21 protein-coding genes are annotated in these 23,669 nt (G+C 59.8%); 8 read left to right on the top strand and 13 right to left on the bottom strand.

The annotated features are described in order from the left end of the window. The first annotated feature begins 19 nt into the window (after positions 1 to 19). From trpE to MWU49_RS06445, 5 genes are all read left to right on the top strand, one after another. Positions 20 to 1,513 carry an anthranilate synthase component I gene (gene trpE / locus MWU49_RS06465; protein ID WP_246969633.1) on the top strand — a complete coding sequence of 498 codons (1,494 nt, stop codon included), beginning with the start codon at positions 20 to 22 and terminating at the stop codon, positions 1,511 to 1,513. Then, complete coding sequence (locus MWU49_RS06460; RefSeq protein ID WP_246969631.1) at positions 1,513 to 2,106, top strand: aminodeoxychorismate/anthranilate synthase component II; 594 nt, start codon at positions 1,513 to 1,515, stop codon at positions 2,104 to 2,106. The genes trpE and MWU49_RS06460 overlap by 1 nt, the downstream gene beginning before the upstream one ends. Continuing rightward, positions 2,103 to 3,146, top strand: coding sequence for an anthranilate phosphoribosyltransferase (trpD, locus tag MWU49_RS06455; RefSeq protein WP_246969629.1), 1,044 nt, complete (start codon positions 2,103 to 2,105; stop codon positions 3,144 to 3,146). Before MWU49_RS06460 ends, trpD begins: the two co-directional genes overlap by 4 nt. A gap of 24 nt (positions 3,147 to 3,170) precedes the next feature. Continuing rightward, a complete protein-coding gene (gene trpC / locus MWU49_RS06450; RefSeq protein WP_246969627.1) occupies positions 3,171 to 3,968 on the top strand; it encodes an indole-3-glycerol phosphate synthase TrpC in 798 nt (265 codons plus the stop codon). 109 nt (positions 3,969 to 4,077) lie between these two features. After that, the gene (locus MWU49_RS06445; protein WP_246969625.1) at positions 4,078 to 4,377 is read left to right on the top strand and encodes an isochorismate lyase; all 300 of its coding nucleotides are present in this window, start codon (positions 4,078 to 4,080) and stop codon (positions 4,375 to 4,377) included. Positions 4,378 to 4,795: 418 nt separating this feature from the next. Here MWU49_RS06445 and crp read toward each other — a convergent pair whose 3' ends face one another. After that, complete coding sequence (gene crp, locus MWU49_RS06440) at positions 4,796 to 5,425, bottom strand: cAMP-activated global transcriptional regulator CRP (RefSeq protein ID WP_035233015.1); 630 nt, start codon at positions 5,423 to 5,425, stop codon at positions 4,796 to 4,798. 277 nt (positions 5,426 to 5,702) lie between these two features. On the opposite strand from crp, the gene MWU49_RS06435 reads away from it, so the two are divergent. Both MWU49_RS06435 and speD read left to right on the top strand, forming a co-directional pair. Next, on the top strand, positions 5,703 to 6,119 hold the full coding sequence (locus MWU49_RS06435) for an OsmC family protein (protein ID WP_246969623.1): 417 nt from the start codon (positions 5,703 to 5,705) through the stop codon (positions 6,117 to 6,119). Positions 6,120 to 6,283: 164 nt separating this feature from the next. Continuing rightward, positions 6,284 to 7,066 (top strand): adenosylmethionine decarboxylase, encoded by a 783-nt coding sequence (speD, locus tag MWU49_RS06430; RefSeq protein WP_246970747.1) that lies wholly within the window; start codon positions 6,284 to 6,286, stop codon positions 7,064 to 7,066. Between the two features lie 462 nt (positions 7,067 to 7,528). Here speD and coq7 read toward each other — a convergent pair whose 3' ends face one another. Further along, complete coding sequence (coq7, locus tag MWU49_RS06425) at positions 7,529 to 8,194, bottom strand: 2-polyprenyl-3-methyl-6-methoxy-1,4-benzoquinone monooxygenase (RefSeq protein ID WP_348646700.1); 666 nt, start codon at positions 8,192 to 8,194, stop codon at positions 7,529 to 7,531. Positions 8,195 to 8,368: 174 nt separating this feature from the next. On the opposite strand from coq7, the gene MWU49_RS06420 reads away from it, so the two are divergent. Further along, positions 8,369 to 9,844: an AAA family ATPase gene (locus MWU49_RS06420; protein WP_246969619.1), complete on the top strand. Its 1,476-nt coding sequence runs from the start codon at positions 8,369 to 8,371 to the stop codon at positions 9,842 to 9,844. Positions 9,845 to 9,867: 23 nt separating this feature from the next. On the opposite strand, the gene MWU49_RS06415 is transcribed toward MWU49_RS06420, so the two are convergent. The 11 genes from MWU49_RS06415 to aroQ form a co-directional block, all read right to left on the bottom strand. Then, positions 9,868 to 12,669 carry a hybrid sensor histidine kinase/response regulator gene (locus tag MWU49_RS06415; RefSeq protein ID WP_246969617.1) on the bottom strand — a complete coding sequence of 934 codons (2,802 nt, stop codon included), beginning with the start codon at positions 12,667 to 12,669 and terminating at the stop codon, positions 9,868 to 9,870. Then, the gene (locus tag MWU49_RS06410) at positions 12,632 to 13,696 is read right to left on the bottom strand and encodes a cyclic nucleotide-binding domain-containing protein (RefSeq protein ID WP_246969614.1); all 1,065 of its coding nucleotides are present in this window, start codon (positions 13,694 to 13,696) and stop codon (positions 12,632 to 12,634) included. The genes MWU49_RS06415 and MWU49_RS06410 overlap by 38 nt, the downstream gene beginning before the upstream one ends. An 80-nt stretch (positions 13,697 to 13,776) precedes the next feature. After that, positions 13,777 to 15,063: a phosphoribosylamine--glycine ligase gene (gene purD / locus MWU49_RS06405; RefSeq protein WP_246969612.1), complete on the bottom strand. Its 1,287-nt coding sequence runs from the start codon at positions 15,061 to 15,063 to the stop codon at positions 13,777 to 13,779. Between the two features lie 126 nt (positions 15,064 to 15,189). Further along, entirely contained in the window at positions 15,190 to 16,758 is a 1,569-nt protein-coding gene (gene purH / locus MWU49_RS06400; RefSeq protein ID WP_246969610.1) for a bifunctional phosphoribosylaminoimidazolecarboxamide formyltransferase/IMP cyclohydrolase, read from the bottom strand. Positions 16,759 to 16,854: 96 nt separating this feature from the next. Further along, positions 16,855 to 17,139: a DNA-binding transcriptional regulator Fis gene (fis, locus tag MWU49_RS06395; protein WP_246969608.1), complete on the bottom strand. Its 285-nt coding sequence runs from the start codon at positions 17,137 to 17,139 to the stop codon at positions 16,855 to 16,857. A 44-nt stretch (positions 17,140 to 17,183) separates the two neighbouring features. Continuing rightward, on the bottom strand, positions 17,184 to 18,224 hold the full coding sequence (dusB, locus tag MWU49_RS06390; RefSeq protein ID WP_246969606.1) for a tRNA dihydrouridine synthase DusB: 1,041 nt from the start codon (positions 18,222 to 18,224) through the stop codon (positions 17,184 to 17,186). A 229-nt stretch (positions 18,225 to 18,453) separates the two neighbouring features. Next, positions 18,454 to 19,722, bottom strand: a complete 1,269-nt coding sequence (locus MWU49_RS06385; protein WP_246969604.1) for a zinc-ribbon and DUF3426 domain-containing protein — start codon at positions 19,720 to 19,722, stop codon at positions 18,454 to 18,456. 195 nt (positions 19,723 to 19,917) lie between these two features. Next, positions 19,918 to 20,796: a 50S ribosomal protein L11 methyltransferase gene (prmA, locus tag MWU49_RS06380; RefSeq protein WP_246969599.1), complete on the bottom strand. Its 879-nt coding sequence runs from the start codon at positions 20,794 to 20,796 to the stop codon at positions 19,918 to 19,920. Positions 20,797 to 21,367: 571 nt separating this feature from the next. Then, complete coding sequence (gene accC / locus MWU49_RS06375; RefSeq protein ID WP_246969597.1) at positions 21,368 to 22,714, bottom strand: acetyl-CoA carboxylase biotin carboxylase subunit; 1,347 nt, start codon at positions 22,712 to 22,714, stop codon at positions 21,368 to 21,370. Positions 22,715 to 22,728: 14 nt separating this feature from the next. Then, positions 22,729 to 23,190 (bottom strand): acetyl-CoA carboxylase biotin carboxyl carrier protein, encoded by a 462-nt coding sequence (gene accB / locus MWU49_RS06370; RefSeq protein ID WP_246969595.1) that lies wholly within the window; start codon positions 23,188 to 23,190, stop codon positions 22,729 to 22,731. 17 nt (positions 23,191 to 23,207) lie between these two features. Further along, positions 23,208 to 23,654 carry a type II 3-dehydroquinate dehydratase gene (gene aroQ, locus MWU49_RS06365; RefSeq protein ID WP_246969593.1) on the bottom strand — a complete coding sequence of 149 codons (447 nt, stop codon included), beginning with the start codon at positions 23,652 to 23,654 and terminating at the stop codon, positions 23,208 to 23,210. Positions 23,655 to 23,669: the final 15 nt, after the last annotated feature.

The following is a 23,669-nucleotide window of genomic DNA, read 5'->3' as shown; positions in this document are numbered from 1 at the left end:
GGTCGGATAAGGAAAAAGCATGTCACCACAAGAACTGGATCGTTACGCCCAAGAGGGCTACACCCGCGTCCCTGTTGTCCGCGAGGTGCTGGCGGATCTGGATACGCCGCTGACGGCGTACCGCAAGCTGGCCCAGGGGCCTTACAGCTACCTGTTTGAATCCGTGCAGGGCGGCGAGCGCTGGGGCCGGTATTCCATTCTCGGCCTGCCTGCCGAAGAAGTCATTCGTATCACCGGGCAGACCGTCTCGGTGAGCAATGCCGAGGGCGAAACCCTGCTGGATGTGGAAGATCCGATCCGCTGGATCGAGAGCTACCGCCAGCAGTATCGTTCTCCTGAGCTGCCGGATCTGCCCCGTTTCAATGGCGGTCTGGTGGGTTACTTCGGCTACGACAGCGTGCGTTATTTCGAACCCCGTCTTGGCCCGGCGCCGGGCAAGGATGTACTGGGCGTGCCGGACATCCTGCTGATGCGCTCCGAAGAAGTGGTAGTGTTCGACAACCTGCGTGGTGCCTTGTACCTGATCGTGCATGTGGACCCAACGGCTGAAGGTGCTGCGGATCAGGCCGAGGCCCGGCTGGAAGCACTGGAAGTGAAGTTGCGGGCGCCGTTGCCCGAGCCGGAACACACCGTGTACGGCGACCCGGTAGATGAAAGCGATTTCCAGAGCGAGTTCCCGGAAGAGCTGTTCAAGGCCGGTGTCGAGAAGGTGCGTGAGTACATTCTCGCCGGTGACGTGATGCAGGTGGTGCCGGCGCAGCGCATGAGCTGCCCGTTCAAGGCGCCTGCCATGGATCTGTACCGTGCCCTGCGTTACCTGAATCCATCGCCGTACATGTTCTATCTGGATCTGGACGACTTCCATATTGCCGGCTCTTCGCCGGAGATTCTGGCCCGGGCCGAGCAGGGCCGGGTGACGGTGCGTCCGATTGCCGGTACCCGCAAGCGCGGTGCCTCCGTGGAAGAGGACAATGCGCTGGAAGAAGATCTGTTGGCGGACCCCAAGGAGATCGCCGAGCACCTGATGCTGATCGATCTGGGCCGCAATGATGTGGGCCGGGTGGCCAAGCCCGGCAAGGTGAACCTCACCGACAAGATGGTGGTGGAGCGCTATTCCCACGTGATGCACATCGTTTCCAACGTGGAAGGCGAACTGAAAGACGGCCAGGGCCCACTGGAGGTGCTCAGTGCCACCTTCCCGGCGGGCACCCTGAGTGGCGCGCCGAAGATCCGTGCCATGGAAATCATTGATGAACTGGAACCCACCAAGCGCGGCATCTATGGCGGTGCAGTGGGTTATATCGGTTTCAACGGCGATATGGATACGGCCATTGCCATCCGTACCGCGGTGGTGAAGGACGAGCGACTGTACGTACAGGCCGGCGCCGGCATTGTGGCCGACTCGGTGCCCCAGTCCGAATGGGACGAGACCATGAACAAGGCCCGGGCAGTATTCCGGGCGGTGAACCTGGCATTGGGTGGTCTCAACCTGGCAGACGGAGGGCAGCGGTAATGCGCGTCTTGATGATCGATAACTACGACAGTTTTACCTACAACCTGGTGCAGTACCTGCAGGAGCTGGGTGCCGAGGTGCTGGTGCATCGCAACGACCAGATCACCATTGAAGACATTGAAGCCCTGAATCCGGATCGCCTGATGGTTTCGCCGGGGCCCTGTACGCCCAACGAAGCCGGTATTTCCATAGCCGCCATCAAGCACTTTGCCGGCAAACTGCCGATTCTGGGGGTGTGTCTGGGGCATCAAAGTATTGGTCAGGCGTTTGGTGGCAAGGTGGTGCGGGCCCGTCAGGTGATGCACGGCAAGACCTCGCCGATCTACCACAGTGGTGTGGGCATCTTCCGGGATTTGCCGTCTCCCTATACGGCCACCCGCTACCACTCCCTGGTGGTGGAAAGGGACAGCCTGCCGGACTGCTTGGAGATCACCGCCTGGACCCAGCACGATGACGGCAGCATGGACGAGATCATGGGCATGCGGCACAAGACCCTGCCGATAGAGGGGGTGCAGTATCACCCGGAGTCCATCCTCAGTGAGCACGGCCATGCCCTGCTCGACAATTTTCTGAAAGGAGAGCAAGGCGCATGAATATTCAGGAAGCCCTGGCCAAGGTGGTCGAGCAGATTGATCTGAGCGTGGACGAGATGCAGGACGTGATGCGCCAGATCATGACCGGCGGCGCCACCGATGCCCAGATCGGCGGGTTCCTGGTCGCGCTGCGCATGAAGAGCGAATCCCTGGATGAAATCACCGGCGGCGTGCAGGTGATGCGCGAGCTGGTGACCGCCGTGCCGGTGGCTAATCGCCAGTATCTGGTGGATATCGTCGGCACCGGTGGTGATGGCGCCAACCTGTTCAATGTGTCCTCTGCCAGTGCCTTCGTGGCGGCTGCCGCCGGTGCCCATGTGGCCAAGCATGGCGGTCGTTCGGTGAGCTCCAGCAGTGGTTCGGCGGATGTGCTGGAAACCGCCGGCATTGCCCTGGATCTGACTCCGGAGCAGATCGGCAGCTGTGTGGACAATGTGGGCGTGGGCTTCATGTTTGCCCCCAACCACCACAAGGCCATGAAGTACGCCGTGGGCCCGCGCAAGGAATTGGGTATGCGTACCCTGTTCAATATCCTCGGCCCGATGACCAACCCGGCTGGCGTGCAGCGTCTGGTGCTGGGGGTGTTCAGTGAGAAGCTGTGTCGGCCTATGGCCGAAGTGATGGGGCGCCTGGGCGCCGAGCACGTGATGGTGGTGCACAGCAAGGATGGCCTGGACGAGATTTCCCTGGCCACCCGCACCCATGTGGCGGAGTTCAAGGACGGTGCCGTAAGCGAGTATGACGTGACCCCGGAAGACCTGGGTCTCGATTCCGCCTCTCTGGTGGGGCTGGATGTGAGCAGCGCTGACGACTCCCTGGCCCTGATCAAGGATGCCCTGGGCAAGCGCACCACAGACGCGGCCAGCAAGGCGGCGGACATGATTGCACTGAATGCCGGTGCAGCCATCTATGTGAGCGGCATTACCCGAACTCACAAAGAGGGGGTACGCATGGCCGAAGACCTGATACACAATGGAGAGGCAGCGGAACGCATGCGTGAGCTTGCCCAGTTCAGCACAGCCCTTACGGCGGCGGACTGACAGGCCAGGACAGGGAGTATCGTTATGAGTACCGGCACTATTCTCGACAAGATTATTGCCCGCAAGCAGGAAGAGATTGCGGTGGGCAAGAACAACTACACCCTCGGTGATCTGCAATCCATGGCGGAGAACCAGGGCAAGGCCCGCGGTTTTGCCCGCGCCCTGTTTGACCGGGTGCGTGACAAGCAGCCGGCGGTGATCGCCGAAATCAAGAAGGCGTCCCCCAGCAAGGGGGTGATACGCGATGATTTCGATCCGGTGGCCATTGCCCGCAGCTATGAAAAACATGGCGCGGCCTGTCTGTCAGTGCTCACTGACCAGGACTTTTTCCAGGGCCACGAAGATTACCTGCGCGCCGCCCGGAACGCGGTGGACCTGCCGGTGATCCGCAAGGATTTCATGATCGACCCATGGCAGATCTTTGAATCCCGTGCCATGGGGGCGGATGCGGTACTGCTGATTGTGGCGGCCCTGTCCGATGCCCAGCTGGACGAACTCAATCATGCCGCCCAGCAGGCTGGCTGTGACGTGCTGGTGGAAGTGCATACTGAAGAGGAGCTGGAGCGGGCAGTGACGCTGAATGCAGAGCTGATCGGCATTAATAACCGCAACCTGCACACCTTCGAAACCAGCTTGGACACCACCCTGACCCTGGCCGAGAAAGCGCCGGCGGACCGCATGATCATCACCGAAAGCGGCATCCACACCGCGGCGGATGTGAAACTGATGCGCAGCAATGGCATCCATTCTTTCCTGGTGGGCGAGGCGTTCATGCGTCAGGACGATCCGGGGGAGGGGCTTAAGGCGCTGTTCTTCAGTTAACAGTGAATAGTGAACAGTTAACAGCGTCGCGGGATGTGGGGTTGTTGGTTGATCGCAAAGAGGCCGCGTCCAGACTCTGGATGCGGCCTTGTTGTTTCAAGGAGCGAAAATGACAGCCAAGTCACCGCAGGAATGTCTGGGGATGGAGGATATTCGTGCCGAAATTGATCGCCGGGACCGTGACATTATTGCCTTGCTGGGCGAGAGGGCAGGTTATGTACATGCGGCGGCGGCCTTCAAGACCAGCGAAGATGGCGTCAGGGCCCCCGAGCGGTTCCGCACCATGCTACAGGCCCGAAGAGAATGGGCGGAGCAGGAAGGGCTGGATGCGGATATGGTCGAGAAGCTGTACCGGGATCTGGTGGAGCACTTTATTCAGCGGGAAATGGCGGCTTTTAAGAGCAGTTAACAGTTAATAGTGAATAGTTAATAGTTGCGCGGGAGGCGTGGGTATTGGCTGGGACCTAGGAGGCCGCGCCCGGAATCCGGGGGCGGCCTTTTCATTTGTGCAAACCGTTCTTTAACTCTGCTGTAGGGGCTTGCCTGCAAGCGATCCGAGCGATTGCGAGGCAAAAAAGAAGCGAGTGACGAGTTTCGAAAGGCAAAAGACGTCTGGGGCTGATGGTTCGGGGTTTGATCTTGGCAGCCATACCTCGCCAAGGCTCGGATCGCTTGCAGGCAAGCTCCTACAGCGGCTTCGTCTTGACGGTATAGCCACAAACAAAGAGGCCGCGCCCGGATTCCGGGCGCGGCCTCTATGCTTTCAGATCAAAATGGTGCCGATCCGCGACGCTGTTAACTGTTCACTATTAACTGTTAACTGCCTTTCAGCGCGTGCCGTAAACCACCATAGTCTTGCCCTTCACGGACACCAGACCCTGTTCTTCCAGGTTCTTCAGTACCCGGCCGACCATTTCGCGGGAGCAGCCGACGATGCGGCCGATTTCCTGGCGGGTGACCTTGATCTGCATGCCATCCGGGTGGGTCATGGCATCCGGTTGTTTGCACAGGTCCAGCAGGGTGCCTGCCACGCGGCCGGTCACGTCCAGGAAAGCCAAGTCACCCACCTTGCGGGTGGTGGCTCGCAGGCGGCCAGCGATCTGGGCGGAGACGGCGAACAGGATGTCGGCGTCTTCGCGGGCCAGTTGTTTGAATTTGGCGTAGCTGACTTCCGCTACTTCACATTCGCTCTTGGCCTTGACCCAGGCGGAACGGGACGGATCGTTCTCGAACAACCCCATTTCACCAAAGAAGTCCCCCTCATTGAGGTAGGCCATGATCATTTCGCGGCCGTCATCATCCTCGATCATGACGGTCACGGACCCCTTCAGAATGTAATACAGTGCATCTGACTCATCCCCGGCATAGATAATTGTGCTTTTCGCCGGATACTTGCGACGGTGACAATTGGCCAGGAAATGGTCCAGATTTGGAATAATTTTGTTGCCTTCAGTCATGGGCGCTCAGTCTTAAGCCAGAAAAATGTCTTAGCCAATAAGACCATGGATATTGCCTGTTTTTATGGACCATGCCAAGGGAACTGGCTCTCACTCTCGCTTTTCCCGGGCTCGGCGGTGGTAAAGGCAGGACAAACCCGTGTCCTGAGCGCCCTCAGTGTCGCAAAATCCCGCTTTGCAGGGTGACAAAAGGGGGTGGCTACGGCCCCCTGCTATGGTACTCTGCGCGCCTTTTTACGGGGTTATCCCCGTGGACGAACAGATTCAGGAGACGGCCATGAAAGCAGTGGTTCAGTGGCAGGGCGAAGCCTGCTATGAAGGGCAGACAGAAAGCGGCCACGCGGTGCTGATGGACGGCCCACCGGATCACGGTGGTCAGAATCGCGGGCCTCGTCCCATGGAGACCCTGCTGCTGGGCGTGGGTGGCTGTTCCTCCTTTGATGTGGTGCACATCCTCAAGAAATCCCGCCAGGACGTCACCGACTGCCGATGTGAACTCACCGCGGAGCGTGTGGACGAGGTGCCGGCGGTATTCAGCAAGATTCATCTGCATTTCATCGTTAGCGGCAATAACCTGAAAGAGAATCAGGTGAAGCGTGCGGTGGAGCTTTCCGCAGAGAAGTATTGCTCAGCCAGTATCATGCTGGGCCGCGGTGGTGTTGAGATCACCCATAGTTATACCATTGAGGCCTGATAGCACTCTGTCAGGTATGGTTTTCCCGGCATTTGCCGGGGCAAGGTGAGGCGGCAGGCCGTCTCGTGATCAGGTCGCCGTCCCTGGGGCGGTAATGTGTTGGTTCTGATGTGGCGGTGAAACGCCCGTGGGGTACGGCTGTGGTGAAAGATCCCAATCCCAAGATTACGGTCCATGGTTTCAATAACCTGACCAAATCCTTGAGCTTCAATATTTTTGATATTGCTTACGCGAAGACCGAGCAGCACCGTAAGGAATACATCGAATATATTGACGAGCTGTATAATGCTGAGCGTCTTACCGAGATTCTCACCAATGTGACCAAGATCATTGGCGCCAATATCTTGAATGTGGCCCGCCAGGATTACGATCCGCAGGGTGCCAGTGTGACCATGCTGATCGCCGAGCATGAGACTCCGCCGGATGGTTCCGACTGGGATGAGGAAGCCCCCGGTCCGTTGCCGGATACCGTGGTTGCCCACCTGGACAAGAGCCATGTGACGGTTCACACCTATCCCGAGTCTCACCCGGACAACGGCATCTCCACCTTCCGGGTGGATGTGGACGTGTCTACCTGTGGGGTAATTTCACCGCTACGTGCGTTGAACTACCTGATCCACAGCTTTGATTCCGATATCGTCACCGTGGACTACCGGGTGCGTGGCATGACCCGTGATCTGGACGGTACCAAGCACTATATCGATCACGACATCAATTCGATCCAGAACTTCCTTACTGAAGATACGCAGAACGCCTATCAGATGATCGACGTTAACGTGTATCAGGAGAACATCTTCCACACCAAGATGCTGCTCAAGGATTTCGATATCGACAACTACCTGTTTGGTGCCGGTAGTGACGAATTCGAGCAGGACGAGCTGGACCAGATCGAAGAGCGCCTGAAGCGTGAGATGCTGGAGATCTTCTACAGCCGTAATCTTGGCTGAAAGCAGTGAATAGTTAACAGTTAACAGTGAATAGCAGCGCGTTCAGCGTCGCTGCCAGCGGGAAGTAAAGAGGCCGCGCCCATAACCCGGGTGCGGCCTTTTGTTTGTGACAACGTTTATTTCGACGCCGCTGTAGGAGCTTGCCTGCAAGCGATCCGAGCGACAGCGAGGTAAAAAGATCCGAGTTGCGGGTCACGAGTTTCAAATGGCAAGCATCCAAACCTCGCGCCTGGCCACCGGTTTGGGGTTTTCGAAACTCGTTACTCGAAACTCGCTTCTGGAATCCTTACCTCGCCAAGGCTCGGATCGCTTGCAGGCAAGCTCCTACAGCGGTTTCATCCTTGGCGTCTGGCTGTCAAACAAAAGGCCGCCCCCAGGTTATGGGCGCGGCCTCAGTGTTTTCAGATCAGGATGGTGCCAATCCGCGACGCTGTTAACTGTTCACTATTAACTGTTAACTAATCAAACCCGATAAGTCGCAAACGTCATCACCTTGCTCATCAATGTCATGGCGTGGCGAATCGGCGGTGGCAGGTCGGCGCCGCCGGCGTCCTTGGCGGTGACGGCGTGTTTGAGTTCGTCGCTGCGCATCTGTTCGAGGATGGCGCGGGTGCGCAGGTCGCTTTCCGGGACCTGGAACAGATGCGACTCCAGATGTTTTACCACCTGGTTTTCGGTTTCCGAGACAAAGCCGAGGCTCCAGCGATCACCAATAAGGCCAGCGGTGGCGCCCATGGCGTAGCTCATGGCATAGAACAGCGGGTTGAGTTTGCTGGGCGCACCGCCCAGCTCGCGGATGCGCTCTTCGCACCAGGCCAGGTGATCTTCTTCCTCTTTGGCCGCTTCCTCCATTGCATGGCGAATGTGCGGCAGGCTGGCGGTGCTGGCCTGGCCCTGATACAGCGCCTGGGCACAGACTTCACCAGTATGGTTGATGCGCATCAGGCCCATCACATGGCGACGCTGGTCGGTGGGCAGATTGCCCGGCTGAGCTTCGCCACCGGGGCTGTCCGGGGTGGCAGTCGGGGCACGCTCCGCCTGAATGGTACCCGGTGTCAGGGTACGCAGGGCGTTATCAGCACGGGCCAGCAGGCGATCAAGAGGAGTCAGTCGGCGTTCAGTCATGATTCACGCGGCATGCAACACGCAACACGCTTGCACGCATGTATAGTTACGGAGATTCTAGTGTAGCCGAAGCGTGTGGCTTCAGCATTTGATTCAACACAATAACAAGGACATTACTGCACCGCGTGAAGCTGCGACGCCTGTTGCGTGAAGCGTGTTGCATGTTGCGTACCCCCCATGAGTGATCTGAACGACCTGAGAATGCTGCTCGATTCCCGTTACCCCATTGTGGTGATCGAGACCTGGGAAGAATTAAGGGCGCTGGATCTGATCCGGCGGCTGGGGATGAAGGAAGGGCGGCCGGTGTTTGCCTGGACGTCGGTGGATGGCATGCGGCGACTGGAGTTTGATGATGTACCCAGCCAGAAGCACACGGTGGAGCCGGAGGCTGTGCTGGGCCAGATTCGGAGCACCAGTCAGCCGGGTATTTATGCACTCTGCGATATTCACCCGTTTTTGAAAGACGAGCCGAAGAATGTGCGTCTGCTCAAGGAGATCGCACTGCATCACGAGCGGCTGCAGCATTCCCTGGTGCTGATCAGCCACCAGTTTGATATTCCCCCGGAGATCCGCCGCTACTCTGCCCGTTTCACCCTTTCCATGCCGGACGAGAAACAGCTGGAACATATCGTTCAGGACGAGGCGCGCCGCTTCAAGCAGGAGAAGGGCGAGCGGGTGCGGGCGGACCGGGATTCCCTGGATCGCCTGATCCGCAACCTGCGTGGCCTGAGCGTGGAAGATGCCCGCAAACTTGCGCGTGGCGCGATTCTTCACGATGGCGCCATTACCGAGGCGGACTTGCCGGAGGTCAACAAGGCAAAGTTTGCGTTGATGGAAATGGAAGGAGTGCTCAGTTACGAGTACGACACGGAAAGCTTCGCCAATGTGGGGGGCTTGCAGGGGCTGAAAACCTGGCTGGGCAAACGCGAAAAAGCCTTCCATGGCGACAGCGATATTGATTCGCCCCGCGGCGTGATGCTGGTAGGGGTGCAGGGGGGCGGCAAGAGCCTGGCGGCCAAGTCGGTGGCTGGCCTGTGGGGGCTGCCCTTGCTGCGGCTGGATATGGGCGCCATTTTCAACAAGTTCTTTGGGGAGTCCGAGCGTAATGTTCGTGAGGCTCTAAAGATGGCAGAGACCATGTCTCCCTGTGTGCTGTGGATCGACGAGATCGAGAAGGGCATTGCGGTGGGGGACAACGATGGCGGTACCTCAAGGAGGGTGCTCGGCACCCTGCTAACCTGGATGGCAGAGAATCAGAGCAAGGTGTTCATGGTGGCTACCGCCAATGATATCGAGCGACTGCCGCCGGAACTGATCCGCAAGGGGCGCCTGGATGAAACCTTCTTTGTGGACCTGCCCGATGCGGCGGTGCGTGAGGAGATCTTCCGTATCCATCTGAACAAGCGTGGCCAGCATGCGGCCAGCTTCGATCTGGCGGCGTTGTCCGTTGCCAGTGAGGGATTCACCGGTGCAGAAATCGAACAGGCGGTGGTGGCAGGGCTGTACAGTGCAGGGGCGGCGGAGCAGCGGCTGGACCAGGCACTGCTGGAAGCGGAGCTGGCGGCCACGGTGCCGCTGTCGGTGACCATGGCCGAGCCCCTGGCACGCTTGCGCCACTGGTGTCAGGGCCGTGCGGTGAGCGCCGGCTCCTGACCCTGTGCGCGGGCATGCGAATCTCAGTCGAGCAGGTCACTGCTGGCCAGTGAAGGGGGCCCGGCGCTGTCATCGCCACGGGTGAAGCGCAGGATGGTTTCGCGCAGGGTGTTGAGCTCCACAGGCTTGGGCAGGTGGGCATTCATGCCGGCGGCAAAACTGCGATCCTTGTGTTCTTTCAGGATATGGGCAGTCAGCGCCACGATGGGCGTGGATGGCAGTGCATGGCGCTGTTCGTGCTGGCGGATCCGTCGGGTTGCCTCAAAGCCATCCATTTCCGGCATTTCACAATCCATCAGGATCAGGTCATAGCGCTGCTTTTCGGCCAGGGCCAGGGCTTCCTGGCCATCACTGGCAATGTCTGCCTTCAGGCCAAGCTTGCCGAGCATGCCGCGAATCACTTTCTGACTCAGGTAATGATCCTCTGCTACCAGAATGCGCAGGTCCGGGCTGGGTCTGGTGTCCAGGGTTTCTTCCACTGCCGGCGCTTCGTTGCTCAGTTCCTCAGCCAGAACCTGGCGTAAACGGGGCGCGGACACGGGTTTGGACAGCACCCGGTGGATGCCCACGTTACGCGCCTGGGTGGCACTGGGTGCCTGCTGAATGCCGGTGAGCATTACCAACACAGTGGGGTGAACGATCACCGGATCTTCGTGGATACGGGCAGCCAGCTGCATGCCATCCATACCGGGCATTTGCTGATCCAGCACCACGACGTCGTAGGGCTCGTTGATATTGGCCTGGGTGCGCAGCGAGGCCAGGGCTTCGCGGGGGTCGTGACAGGCTGTGACCCGCATCCCCCAGGACAGCGCATGATGACGCAATACCCGGGTTACGGTGCTGGAGTCATCCACCACCAGCAGACTGCGCCCTTCGAGACAGGACAGGTCCACCTTGGGGCCGCGGGGCAGGGCGTTCTGATCTGCGGGAAGCGGCACCACAAACCAGTAATGGGTGCCGCGCTGGTCCTGCAGGTTACCCATGCGGCCATGCAGGGCCTCCACCAGCTGTTCGGCAATGACCAGGCTGAGATGACTGCTTTCATTCTGGCGCTGACTGTCCTGCAGGCGTTTAAGGGCTTCTTCACTGAGGGTGCTGCCGGAGAATCCAAAGCGTACCCGGTCGGCCTGGCCGGTGGGTTCCAGGGACACGTCGATCATCAGCTCTCCGGGTGAGCCGTGACGAATCAGAGCGCCGGTGAGGTTGGTAAGCACTTGCCGCAGTCGCCCGGCATCACCGAGAACTCGTGGTGGCACATTGGTGTGTACATGGGTGATCAGTTCGATCTGTTTCTCTTCCGCCCTTTCCTTGAACAGGTCGATGGCTTCCATCAGCAGGTCGTGCACATCCAGGGAGGCCTGGTTCACATCGCTGTAATCGTTGGACAGCTGAGAGTGTTCCAGTACATCGTTGATGATGCGTAGCAGGTTGTCACCGGCGTTCTGGATGGCGCCCACGCATTCACGCTGGTTGGGCGTCAGGGGGGTGTCGGCGAGAATTTCCGACATGCCGAGAATGCCGCTGAGCGGGGTGCGGATGTCATGGCCGATGCGCGCCAGGGTCTCCCGGCGGGTGCTGTCCACGGTCTCGGCGACGGCTTCGGAGCGCTGTTTCTCGATGCGCAACTGTGACTGGTGGGAAACCCGAATCCGCAATCCGATACCCAGGGTCAGGGCTTCGATGATGGTGGCCCCCATAAGCCACAGGGGCAGTTCGGCGCTGGTCTGCAGCAGTCCCAGGTAAGCCAGGCCAAGGACCAGGGCGGGCAGGCAGACAAACAGGGCGGTAATGAAAAACAGCCCACCGCCACTGTGTTCGCGGTGCCAGGTGGTGTAGCCCAGGACAATCAGTACCAGGGCGGAGGCACTGATCAGGGTAAAACACAGATAGGCGGTGATGGTGATGGGCAGCAGCTGTGTCACAGGCAGGCCAACCACCGGCAGTACCAGCAGGAATCGGGTGGTGTGGTTCAGCCAGTCTGCATGGCGCTGCATGCGGAAGTAGCTGCGGGTAACCCCGGCGGCCGCGGCCATGGCGATCAGCATGAGCGGGAACAGCAGTCGCGGCTGTAACTGATTGCCATCAGTGAGGTGGTGGGGAAGAAAGTCGGCCAGCAACAGGCTGATCAGGGTGATGCAGGTCAGGAAGCCGGCATGGAACCAGTAGGTGCCGCCCCCGCGCATGATGGCGGCAATCAGGTTATAGGTAACCAGAATCAGCAAGGCGCCGACCAGCAGCATGTATAAATTATCCCGCCGTTGCTGGCTGGCAAGATGGTCATTCAGGGTGGACAGGCTGAGGCCATAGGTCAGATAGCCACGGGGCTGCAACTGGAGATAGAACAGCTGCTCTTCGCCCACCGGCAGATGAATCCGGAAGCTGGCGTCCCGGCCGGGGATGCGAGCATTGTCGGGGGCCAGCATGTAGCTGGCGCCACCACGTGTAGGCACGAAGAGTCGGGCATTGGGGTTGCCGCGCAGCTGCAGGGAAAAGGTTTGCTGTTCGCGGAATTCGTTCTTGATGGACAGCCGAACCCACCAGGGGTTTTGTTCGATGCCAAGCCGCTCCACAAAACGGGTGGCCGGCAAGAAGCGGTCTTCTACCGGAGGGCTGCTCACTTGCTGGATGGTCAGTGTGCCGTCGTCGTCGCGCAGGTATTCCGAATAAATGGTTACCCGGGCGTCGTTGGGCAGGCTGTGGATGATGTAGGGTGGTGGGGGCTCCGATGCCCCCCGTGCCATCCCGCTCAGGCACAGCAGGGCCATCATCATCAGCCCGATAAGAAACTCAGGCTTGTTCTGCCACGTTGTCCTTTTGCTCTGCATCCGCTGCTTTTCCCCGATCAAGCACATAGGCGTTCAGCCCGGCTTCGGAGAGGATATAGGCTCCGAGCTCACTGCGTCGACCATCTCCGCACACCACATAGAAAAAATCCTTTTCCAGGTTCTGCACTTCCCGGCGCAATTCGTTGAGTGGGATATTGCGGGCCCCGGGGGTACGATCATGGCGAAATTCCATCGGCAGGCGTACATCCACCAGAATACAGGCGGTGTCCGCTTCCAGCACCATGGTGTCCAGTTCGTCTTCCGTGAGATGACGAATGACAGAATCCTGAAGGATCGACTGAAAGTCCTTTTTGCCCAGACACATTACCACGCCGTCACTGGTCATGGTGACGGTGGCATTGCGTGGGCTGTCACTGATCAGGGCGTCTTCACCAAAGAAGCGGCCGGCGGACAGGGCTGCCAGGGTTTCCTGCTTGGCGCCCTTGCTGCGGCTGACCATGGCCTTGCCTTGCTTGATCACGAAGAAGGTGTCGCCGTCTTCGCCTTCAGTGACGATGGTTTCGCCCAGCTGCACTTCCCGTTCCTCGAATTTCACGAACAGGGTGTGAATCATGGCTGGTGGCACTGCTGCAAACAGTTCCGAGGAAAGCAGGGCGTCCATCCAGTCCCGCTCACTTTCATCATCATTCTCGTCAAGCATGGACTCTGCCGCCTGGGTCCAGGTCATCAGCAGATCCAGCTTGTTGCGGTCGATGGCGTAGAGGGTGGAGGGTTCCGCCGAGATGGCGTTGATGGTGTGTTCCGGGTAGTTGTCCAGCGCCAGATAGTTTTCATCATCGTCGGCGGCGAAATGGCGTACCTGAAAGCTGGCGTCGGTGAGATCAAGCGAGCCTTCCACCAGGAAGTAGGCTTTGTCGCTGGTCTGGCCGCGTTTGAACAGCAGGCGGCCGGGGCCCAGTTTGACGACTTCGATCTGGCCCTGAATTTCCTGCAGGTGGGATTCGCTGAGACAATCGAAGGGAATGAAGTTTTCCAGGCGGGACATTTCCGCCGCTGTTGTAGACATGGCAACCCCTTGAACCGGGTAAAGGTGGGGAGGTCTGCAGGTCCCGGCAGGCCTCCCCTTAATTATTAGTTGCCTTAACTTTATGCCTTTTCGCGGGCCACTGCACGGTAGCCGATGTCGGTACGGTATTGGGCATCGCGCCATGTGATCTGCTTCACACCCACATAGGCGTTGGCCTGGGCTTCGCTGACGGTCGTGCCAACACCGGTGACGCACAGGACGCGACCGCCACTGGTAACCACCTGACCGTCTTTTTCGGCGGTGCCGGCGTGGAAGACCTTCACTGTGTCGGAGTCAGCCTGGTCCAGACCTTCGATGACATCGCCCTTGGCGTAGCTGTCCGGGTAGCCGCCAGCGGCCATGACCACACCCAGGGTGGGGCGCGGATCCCACTGGATCTCGGTCTGGTCCAGCTTGCCGTCGAGGGCGGCCAGACACAGGCCGGCCAGATCAGACTGCAGGCGCATCATGATCGGCTGGGTTTCCGGGTCGCCGAAGCGACAGTTGTACTCGATCACCTTGGGGGCGCCTTCCGGGCTGATCATCAGGCCAGCGTACAGGAAGCCGGTGTAGGGCATCCCTTCCGCAGCCATACCTTCCACGGTGGGGTTGATGACTTCGTCCATGATGCGCTGGTAGACCGCATCGGTCACCACGGGGGCCGGGGAGTAGGCACCCATGCCGCCGGTGTTGGGGCCGGTGTCGCCATTGCCAACCCGCTTGTGATCCTGGCTGGTGGCCATGGGCAGCACGTTCTTGCCATCCACCATGACGATGAAGCTGGCTTCCTCGCCTTCCAGGAACTCTTCCACCACCACGCGGTGACCGGCATCGCCGAACTTGTTGCCGTCCAGCATGTCGCGCACGGCTTCTTCGGCTTCTTCCAGGGTCATGGCGACGATCACGCCTTTGCCCGCGGCCAGGCCATCGGCCTTGATGACGATGGGGGCACCCTGCTCACGAACGTAGGCAAGGGCTTCGTCCATGTCGGTGAAGTTGCCGTAGGCGGCCGTGGGGATGTCCTGGCGAGCCAGGAAGTCCTTGGTGAACGCCTTGGAGCCTTCCAGCTGGGCGGCGGCCTTGCTGGGGCCGAAGCACTTCAGGCCGTTGTCCTGGAACGTATCCACCAGCCCTTCCACCAGCGGCGCTTCCGGGCCAACGATGGTCAGGTCAACGCCGTTGTCTTTGGCGAACGCCAGCAGGGCAGGCTGATCCAGCACATCGATGGCCACATTTTCCAGCTTGGCTTCGCGGGCGGTGCCGGCGTTGCCGGGGGCTACGAAAACCTTCTCTACCTGCTCGGCCTGAGCCACTTTCCATGCCAGCGCATGCTCGCGGCCACCGCCGCCAATGATGAGTACCTTCATGGGGTGTTCCATTTGCTATGAATGGTGATACCTGAACGGGTGTCGCTACTTCAGCCAGCCTGATGCCAGAGGCTCGACGCCGGACGCCAGGATAGCGTCATGCGTCGAGCGTCCGGCGTCCAGCGTTTAATGCCTGAAATGACGCATGCCGGTGAAGACCATGGCCATACCGGCTTCGTCGGCGGCGGCGATGACTTCTTCGTCGCGGATCGAGCCGCCCGGCTGGATCACGCAGCTGATACCTACCTTGGCAGCATTGTCGATGCCGTCGCGGAACGGGAAGAAGGCGTCAGAGGCCATCACGGAACCTTCCACCTGCAGGCCTGCGTGCTCGGCCTTGATGGCGGCGATGCGCGCAGAGTTCACGCGGCTCATCTGGCCAGCGCCCACGCCCACGGTCTGACGGTTTTTGGCGTAGACGATGGCGTTGGATTTCACGAACTTGGCTACCTTCCAGGCGAAGATCAGGTCGTGCATCTCGGCTTCGGTGGGGGCGCGTTTGGTGACCACTTTCAGATCACCTTCAGTGATCATGCCGATGTCGCGATCCTGCACCAGCAGGCCGCCATTGACGCGCTTGTAGTCCAGGCCGCCCTCGGTCGGGCCGCTGATCTCACCGCATACCAGCACGCGCACATTCTTCTTGGCGGCGGTGATGGCGAGGGCTTCGTCGGTGGCACTGGGGGCGATGATCACTTCCACGAACTGGCGATCAACGATGGCCTGGGCGGTAGCCGCATCCAGCTCGCGGTTGAAGGCGATGATGCCACCAAAGGCGGATTCGGTGTCGGTTTCGAAGGCCAGATCGTAGGCCTTGCCGATGCCGTCCAGGCTGACGGCCACGCCACAGGGGTTGGCGTGCTTGACGATGACGCAGGCGGGCTTGGTGAAGCCTTTCACGCACTCCAGTGCCGCGTCGGTGTCGGCGATGTTGTTGTAGCTGAGTTCCTTGCCCTGCAACTGCTTCGCGGTGGCGATAGAGGCCGGGGCCGGGTTGCGCTCGGTGTAGAAGGCCGCTTTCTGGTGCGGGTTCTCGCCGTAGCGCATGTTCTGGGTTTTTTCGAAGTTCAGGTTGATGGTGCGCGGGAAGTCTTCATTGTTCTCGCCAACCATCTTGCCGAAGTAGTTCGCAATGGCGCTGTCGTAGGCTGCGGTGTGTTCGAAAGCCTTGATGGCCAGATCAAAACGCAGGGTGTCGGACAGGGCGCCGCCGTTGGCGTCCATGTCGTCCAGCACGCGCTGGTAGTCAGACGCATTGGTAACGATGCCCACGTGGGCATTGTTCTTGGCGGCAGAGCGCACCATGGTCGGGCCGCCGATATCGATGTTCTCGATGGCGTCTTCCAGGGAACAATCCGGGTTAGCCACGGTGGCTTCGAACGGGTACAGGTTCACTACCACCAGGTCGATGCGGCTGATGTCGTTATCCGCCATCACCTGATCGTCCTGGCCGCGACGGCCGAGGATGCCGCCGTGCACTTTCGGGTGCAGGGTTTTCACCCGGCCATCCATCATTTCCGGGAAACCGGTGTATTCGGAGACTTCGCGCACCGCAATGCCTGCCTCCTGCAGTTTCTTGTAGGTACCGCCAGTGGACAGCAGCTCCACACCCTTGCCAGCCAGGGCCTGGGCAAATTCAACGATACCAGTCTTGTCGGAAACACTGATCAGTGCACGTTCAACGGCTTTGCTCATGGGATTTCACCAAGTTGCGTTTAGTCTTAAATACGTCGGGGGCCAAAAACAAAAAAAGGGCAGTGTGGTCACTGCCCTTGATATAGCAGGTCTGTTTTACAGCAGACCGTACTGCTTGAGCTTCTTGCGCAGGGTGCCGCGGTTCAGGCCCAGCAGCTCAGCGGCTTTGGTCTGGTTGCCACGGGTGTATTCCAGCACCTTCTCAAGCAGCGGGATTTCCATTTCAGCCAGTACCATGGTGTAAAGCTCGCTTACCGGCTCGCCGTCCAGCTGGTTGAAATAATCGTTTAACGAACGACGCACACAATTACGCAGGGTGTCGTGGGTTTCACTGCGCGCAATAGTGAGATGCGGCTGCTTTCGTGCTTCTGCGGTGTTCATTTCAGTAAGTGTCCGTGCAGCGGCTGTGTTAACTGAAGAAAGGGTCATGCGGCCAAGGCTCCGTTTTTCTTCCGGGCAGACACCTCGCCGTAACAACCGAAGCGAACCCGGTCGGTACTGGCGTTGATCTGTTGGAAAAACTGCTCGATCGCCACGCGTTGGTCGGTGGCATTTTCCAGTGTGTTAAATCCACGCCGGAAGTCTTCCCCGCCGGGCAGGTTCTGTGTGTACCAACCCAGATGTTTGCGCGCGATACGAACCCCCATGAACTCACCATAAAACTGGTGGAGCTCAGCGAGGTGCTGTTGCACACAATCATGGACTTCCGTTACTAACGGCGCTGCAGGCAGCGAGCCGTGCTCGAGGTAATGCAGGGTGTCCCGGAAGATCCACGGGTTACCCTGAGCAGCGCGGCCGATCATGATACCACCGGCTCCCGTGGATTCCAGTACCTGTTTAGCTTTTTCCGGGCTATCCACATCACCGTTAGCCATGATTGGAATATTCACCGCGTTGACAACCTCGCTGATGGTGGCGTACTCCGCCTCACCGTTGAATTTGTCCGCGCGCGTGCGGCCGTGAATGGCCAGTGCCTGAATACCGGCGGCCTCGGCGATTTTCGCAATGCTGATGGCATTGCGATGCTCGCGGTCGGGGCCGGTGCGGATTTTCAGGGTCACCGGAACATCTACGGCGGCGACCACCGCATCAAGGATGCGGGCGACCAGGTCTTCATCGGCGAGCAGGGCGGAACCGGCGGCACGCTTGCATACCTTTTTGGCGGGGCAGCCCATGTTGATGTCGATGATCTGGGCACCGTGATCCACATTGGCGCGGGCCGCCTCGGCCAGCATGTGCGGTTCGCCACCGGCGATCTGCACCGAAATAGGCCCGGGCTCACCGCTATGATCCAGGCGTTGGCGTGACTTTCGAGAGTTCCACAGACGGGTGTCCGAGGTCACCATCTCCGAGACCAGCAGGCCAGCGCCCAGATCGCGGCACAATCGCCGGAACGGGCGATCGGTGACGCCGGCCATGGGGGCCAGAATCAGCGAATTGGGCAGCGTGTAGGGTCCGATCTGCATGATCATTCGGGGGTGGCTGGTTAAAAAGGGAGCTAATGATAGAGATCAGGGCGGGGGGATGAAAGGGCAGAGCGGGACTTTTCGTGCCCGTTTGTCAGCTGGGGCAAAGAGATGCAGCACGATTCACGCATCATGCAACACGCCAGTTTTGCAAACAGGAAATGTTTACCTACGCCAAAAGGCCCGCCCGGGTACCGGGCGGGCCTTTTGGCGTCAGGCGTCAGGCGGTTCAGCGTTGGCTGACTTGTTCGCTGGCTTTCAGGCTGGGCAGCAGGCGCAGATTGTAGTTAACGGCGCTGTCGCCGGGATCCACGATCTCCAGGGAGACGTGCAGTGGAGTGTTGGTTGGCATACTGTCCATGCCGCTCAGATCCCCTTGCAGGTATTCTGATGGTTTGAAACGACGGCTGGCTACCGGGCTTCCGTCCAGGGCACTGAAACGCAGTTCCAGATCCGGGAAGGGCTGCGGGTAGCGTGCTTCATTGAACAGGATGGCATCAACGATCAGGGCGTTACGGTAATCCGGGTGACTGCGCACCACCAGGTTGGCGCCGCGCAGTTTGTTGATGTCGGTGCGATTGGGCAGGGTGCAGCCCAGTACCCGGCAGGCTTGTTGGTAGGCCGGTCGCCACTGGGCGGTACGCGCCAGATGATCGAAGTTGAACCAGGCGTATTGTCCCACCAGTACCACGGCGGCGAGCAGGGACAGTACCGTCCACTTGATCAATCCCTGCCAGTCGTAACGAGGTTTGAAGGCGATATCCCGCTCCCTGACAGGCCGGGAGGGGATGGCTACCGGTTCATCGTTCAGCTCGTCGCCAAACAGATCCAGTCCGCCGAACAGGGAATCCTCTTCCGGTTCCTCGCGAGCCGGCTTCGCGGGCTTGGCGGGCGCTTTGGCTGCGGGTGCGGGAGTCGGCTTTGCGGTTCCTGTTGGCGTTGGCGCAGGTGTCTGTGTGGGTGCTTGGGCCGGCTCCTGGTCCCGTGGTCCAAAACTGGCCGGGCCGGGGCTGGCAGGTTTGGAGGGGGCGGGCTCGTCGTCCTCTTCCAGTTCATTGAGCAGGGCTTCGGCCCAGGATTCATCTGCTCCTTCGTTGTGACTGGAGCGCCCGGCACCGGCCATATCGGAGAAGTCCTCTCCCAGGCCTTCCTCGTCCACTCCTTCCTCAAGGTTCATGAAAGAGTCGCTGAGTTCCATGCCTTCCATGCTCAGGCCATCGGTATCCTGATTGGGCGTGTCATCCCTGGCGGGTGTGTAGTCTTCTACGGTTTCGGTTGCTGCGTCGGGGGCACTGTTCTCGTCCAGTGCGCCGGCCCAGCGGTCGGCACTGCCGCTGTTGCTGTCAGCGCCGGGCGGGTCCACCAAATGATCTGTGGCCTGGAAGATCTGCAAGCAGGAGCCACAGCGCACGGCGCCTTTTGCCTGCTTGAGATGCTCTTCCGTGATCTTGAACTGGGCTGCACAGTGGGGGCAGCGCGTCTTGTACTGGGTGGCCATGGCGGTCGCCTGATTGTTATTGGTTAAAACCCGCTACACGCGGCACGCAACATGCACCACGCAACCCGGCAAGCCATAAAACGTGTAGCTGAAGGTGTTCTTTTTACAGAAAAAGCGCCTTTGCTCGCAAGGACTTGGGCCGCATTTATGCTTTCCGGTTGAGGTGTCGGGCTGCTGGCGCCCGATACTGGCCGTCTATCCCTTGCGTACCCCGTCGATACGCACCCAGTCCCCTTTTTGCGTGGTAGGGGTGAGGTCGAACCAGCGACTGTAGGCTTCGCGGACGGATTCCGCCTGTTCGGCGAGAATCCCGGACAGGGCAAGACGAGAGCCGGGGCGGCAGTAACCGGCCAGCATTTCGGACAGTTCCACCAGGGGGCCGGCCAGGATATTGGCCACCAGCACGTCACACTGGAAGTCTTGCGGCATATCCTCAGGCAGGAACAGCGCCAGGTGGTCGGCCACGCCGTTGTTGGCGGCGTTGTCCTTGCTGGCGATCAGCGCCTGGGGATCAATGTCGGTGCCGACGGCCTGTTCCGCTCCCAGCAACAGCGCGGCGATGGCCAGCACACCGGAGCCGCAGCCAAAGTCCAGCACGGTCTTGCCGGTCAGGTCGCTGTTGTCCAGCCATTCCAGGCACAGCGCCGTGGTTTCGTGGGTACCGGTGCCGAACGCCAGGCCGGGATCCAGCTTCAGGTTGACGCCGTTGGTGTCCGGTGCCTCGCTCCAGCTGGGTACGATCCACAGCCGCTCACCAAACTGCATGGGCGCGAAATCGTCTATCCAGGCCCTTTCCCAGGCCTGGTCTTCCAGGATTTCATGGTGCATGGCAGCGGCGTTGAGCCCCTGCATCTCCAGGGCGGCCTGGATCAGGGCGGGATCGTTATCGGCATCAAACAGCGCGGTGACCACGGTGTTCTGCCACAGCGGACGGGTGCCGGGCGGTGGTTCAAACACCGGCTGGTCGGCTCCATCGGTCAGGCTTACCGCACTGGCCCCCAGATTCTCCAGCGCTGCCTGGAAGGCATCCGCATGCTTTTCGTCGGTGGCAAGATGAAGTTGCAGCCAGGCCATTTTCGCTTCGCTCTAGTGAATAGTTAACAGTGAATAGTGAACAGCTGCGCGGGATGGTGGGGTGGAAACTCAAACCATGGATGCCGCGCACACACGCCGGGTGCGATCCGGGGAGAATGATAGCAGTTATGCTGCACCGTATGGCGATGACAACGAGTTTTCTGGTTCTCCTAAATACACGAAGCCGCGCACAGAGATTGTGCGCGGCTGCGTGGGTGAAGCGTGTGACAGGCCAAAACCGCGAACTGTTCACTATTCACTGTTAACTGTTCACTGCCTTGGTGCGCCCCAGCCTTTGCTCAAGGTGGTGGATGTTTCGCTTCGTTCTAGTGAGCAGCTGCGCGGGCTGGTGGGGCGGTGACTCAAACCATGGATGCCGCGCACACACGCCGGGTGCGTTCCGGGGAGAATGATAGCAGTTATGCTGCACCGTATGGCGATGACAACGAGTTTTCTGGTTCTCCTAAATGCACGAAGCCGCGCACAGAGATTGTGCGCGGCTTCGTGGGTGAAGCGTGTGACAGGCCAAAGCCGCGAGCTGTTAACTATTCACTGTTAACTGTTCACTGCCTCAATGACCGCCCAGCTTCTTCTCAAGGTGGTGGATGTCCACGCCGCCTTTCAGGAAGGCTTCATCCTTGAAGATCTTGTCGCGGTGCAAGTCCACGTTGGTCTTGATGCCTTCCACCACGATTTCGTCCAGGGCGTTGCGCATGCGGGCCATGGCGATGTCGCGACTTTCCCCCCAGGTGATCAGCTTGCCGATTAGGGAGTCGTAGTAGGGAGGTACGGTGTAACCGCTGTAAATATGGGAGTCTACGCGGATGCCGTTGCCTCCGGGGGCGTGGAAGTAGGTCACCTTGCCCGGAGACGGGGTAAAGCGAACCGGATCTTCGGCGTTGACCCGTACTTCGATGGCGTGGCCCTGGAACGTCACGTCTTCTTGCTGGATCTGCAGACCTTCACCGCCGGCGATGCGCAGCTGTTCCTTGACGATGTCCACACCGGTGATCATCTCGGTGACCGGGTGCTCTACCTGGACGCGAGTGTTCATCTCGATGAAGTAGAAGCCTTCGTTTTCATACAGGAACTCGAAGGTGCCGGCACCGCGGTAGTTGATCTCCTTGCACGCGTTGACGCAGCGCATAGCTACCTCATCTTTGAGGTGCTGGGGGATCTCCGGGGCGGGCGCTTCTTCCACGACCTTCTGGTGACGGCGCTGCAGGGAGCAGTCGCGATCACCCAGATGGATGGCGTGACCGGCGCCGTCAGCCAGCACCTGCACTTCCACGTGACGTGGTTTCTGCAGGAACTTTTCCATGTACACGGTGGCATCGCCGAAGGCGTTCTTGGCTTCGGAGCGGGTCAGGGTGATGGAGTTGAGCAGGGTGCGCTCTTCTTCCACCACGCGCATGCCGCGACCACCGCCGCCGGCAGCGGCCTTGATGATCACCGGGTAACCGATTTCACGGGCCATTTGCAGGGCAGCTTCGTCGTCGTCACCGACGGGGCCATTGGAACCCGGTACGGTGGGTACGCCAGCCTTTTTCATGGCTTCAATGGCGGCTACCTTGTTGCCCATCAGGCGAATCGTCTCAGCCTTGGGGCCGATGAAGGTAAAGCCGGAGCGCTCTACGCTTTCGGCGAAGTCAGCGTTTTCCGCCAGGAAGCCGTAACCGGGATGGATGGCATCCGCGTCGGTGACTTCGGCAGCGCTGATGATCGCCGGGATATTCAGGTAGGAATCTACGGACGGAGCCGGACCAATGCAGACGGCTTCGTCAGCCAGACGAACGTGCATCAGGTCGCGGTCAGCCTTGGAGTAGACGGCTACGGTGCGAATGCCCATTTCCTTGCAGGCACGCAGGATACGCAGGGCGATTTCGCCACGGTTGGCAATGACAACCTTTTCCAGCATGAGAGATGCCTCCCTTAAACGATGGAGAAGAGAGGCTGATCAAACTCAACCGGTTCGCCGTCTTCGACCAGGATGGCGTCAATGGTGCCGGACTTGTCCGCTTCGATCTGGTTCATCATCTTCATGGCTTCCACGATGCACAGGACATCGCCGGCCTGAACCTTCTTGCCCACTTCGGCGAACATCGGTGCGCCCGGTGCCGGAGAGCGGTAGAACGTGCCGACCATGGGAGAGCGAACCATATGGCCGCTGGGGGTTTCTGCTGCAGGTGCAGCAGCTTCGGCGGCAGGTGCCGGTGCCGGAGCGGGGGCTGCAGGGGCGGCCTGCGGGGCAGCGTAGTACTGCGCCGGTGCGGCAGCGACCTTGTTGCCGCCACGGCTGATGCGAACAGACTCTTCGCCTTCGCAGATTTCCAGCTCTTCAATACCGGACTCTTCCAGCAGCTCAATCAGTTTCTTGATCTTGCGAATATCCATGTCTCTAAACCATCCAGTTATTCGTTGGGGGCCAGTTGTTCAATAGCGGCGGTCAGTGCCAGCTGGTAGCCAGTGGCGCCAAGGCCACAGATCACGCCGCGTGCGATATCGGAAAAATAGGAGTGGTGACGGAAGGTTTCCCGGGCATGCACGTTGGACAGGTGCACTTCAATGAAGGGGATGGCGACCGCCAGCAGGGCATCGCGCAGAGCCACACTGGTGTGGGTAAACGCTGCCGGATTGATCAGGATGAAGTCGATGCCTTCGGTGCGGGCATCGTGGACACGTTCAATCAGCTCGTATTCTGCATTGCTTTGCAGATGCTGCAGATGGTGGCCGGCCGCGCTGGCCTGCTCCTGCAGTTGCTGGTTGATGTCGGCCAGGGTGGTACGACCATACTTCTCCGGCTCGCGGGTGCCGAGCAGGTTCAGGTTGGGGCCATGTAAGACCAGAATGGAAGCCAAAACGGGTCTCCCTGG

Source organism: Alcanivorax sp. S6407, from assembly GCF_023016115.1.
Taxonomy (GTDB): Bacteria; Pseudomonadota; Gammaproteobacteria; order Pseudomonadales; family Alcanivoracaceae; genus Alcanivorax.
This window is presented reverse-complemented; position numbering and strand designations above follow the sequence as displayed.

What these genes read in the sequence shown, in the direction of transcription:
- purH (WP_246969610.1), bottom strand. Translation starts at nt 16,758, where the DNA reads ATGAGCAAAGCCGTTGAACGTGCACTGATCAGTGTTTCCGACAAGACT.
- MWU49_RS06385 (WP_246969604.1), bottom strand. Translation starts at nt 19,722, where the DNA reads ATGGCCACCCAGTACAAGACGCGCTGCCCCCACTGTGCAGCCCAGTTC.
- MWU49_RS06445 (WP_246969625.1), top strand. Translation starts at nt 4,078, where the DNA reads ATGACAGCCAAGTCACCGCAGGAATGTCTGGGGATGGAGGATATTCGT.
- fis (WP_246969608.1), bottom strand. Translation starts at nt 17,139, where the DNA reads ATGAACACCGCAGAAGCACGAAAGCAGCCGCATCTCACTATTGCGCGC.
- crp (WP_035233015.1), bottom strand. Translation starts at nt 5,425, where the DNA reads ATGACTGAAGGCAACAAAATTATTCCAAATCTGGACCATTTCCTGGCC.
- purD (WP_246969612.1), bottom strand. Translation starts at nt 15,063, where the DNA reads ATGAAGGTACTCATCATTGGCGGCGGTGGCCGCGAGCATGCGCTGGCA.
- MWU49_RS06420 (WP_246969619.1), top strand. Translation starts at nt 8,369, where the DNA reads ATGAGTGATCTGAACGACCTGAGAATGCTGCTCGATTCCCGTTACCCC.
- trpC (WP_246969627.1), top strand. Translation starts at nt 3,171, where the DNA reads ATGAGTACCGGCACTATTCTCGACAAGATTATTGCCCGCAAGCAGGAA.
- accC (WP_246969597.1), bottom strand. Translation starts at nt 22,714, where the DNA reads ATGCTGGAAAAGGTTGTCATTGCCAACCGTGGCGAAATCGCCCTGCGT.
- MWU49_RS06410 (WP_246969614.1), bottom strand. Translation starts at nt 13,696, where the DNA reads ATGTCTACAACAGCGGCGGAAATGTCCCGCCTGGAAAACTTCATTCCC.
- dusB (WP_246969606.1), bottom strand. Translation starts at nt 18,224, where the DNA reads ATGCAGATCGGACCCTACACGCTGCCCAATTCGCTGATTCTGGCCCCC.
- accB (WP_246969595.1), bottom strand. Translation starts at nt 23,190, where the DNA reads ATGGATATTCGCAAGATCAAGAAACTGATTGAGCTGCTGGAAGAGTCC.
- prmA (WP_246969599.1), bottom strand. Translation starts at nt 20,796, where the DNA reads ATGGCCTGGCTGCAACTTCATCTTGCCACCGACGAAAAGCATGCGGAT.
- MWU49_RS06460 (WP_246969631.1), top strand. Translation starts at nt 1,513, where the DNA reads ATGCGCGTCTTGATGATCGATAACTACGACAGTTTTACCTACAACCTG.
- MWU49_RS06415 (WP_246969617.1), bottom strand. Translation starts at nt 12,669, where the DNA reads ATGCAGAGCAAAAGGACAACGTGGCAGAACAAGCCTGAGTTTCTTATC.
- trpD (WP_246969629.1), top strand. Translation starts at nt 2,103, where the DNA reads ATGAATATTCAGGAAGCCCTGGCCAAGGTGGTCGAGCAGATTGATCTG.
- MWU49_RS06435 (WP_246969623.1), top strand. Translation starts at nt 5,703, where the DNA reads ATGAAAGCAGTGGTTCAGTGGCAGGGCGAAGCCTGCTATGAAGGGCAG.
- trpE (WP_246969633.1), top strand. Translation starts at nt 20, where the DNA reads ATGTCACCACAAGAACTGGATCGTTACGCCCAAGAGGGCTACACCCGC.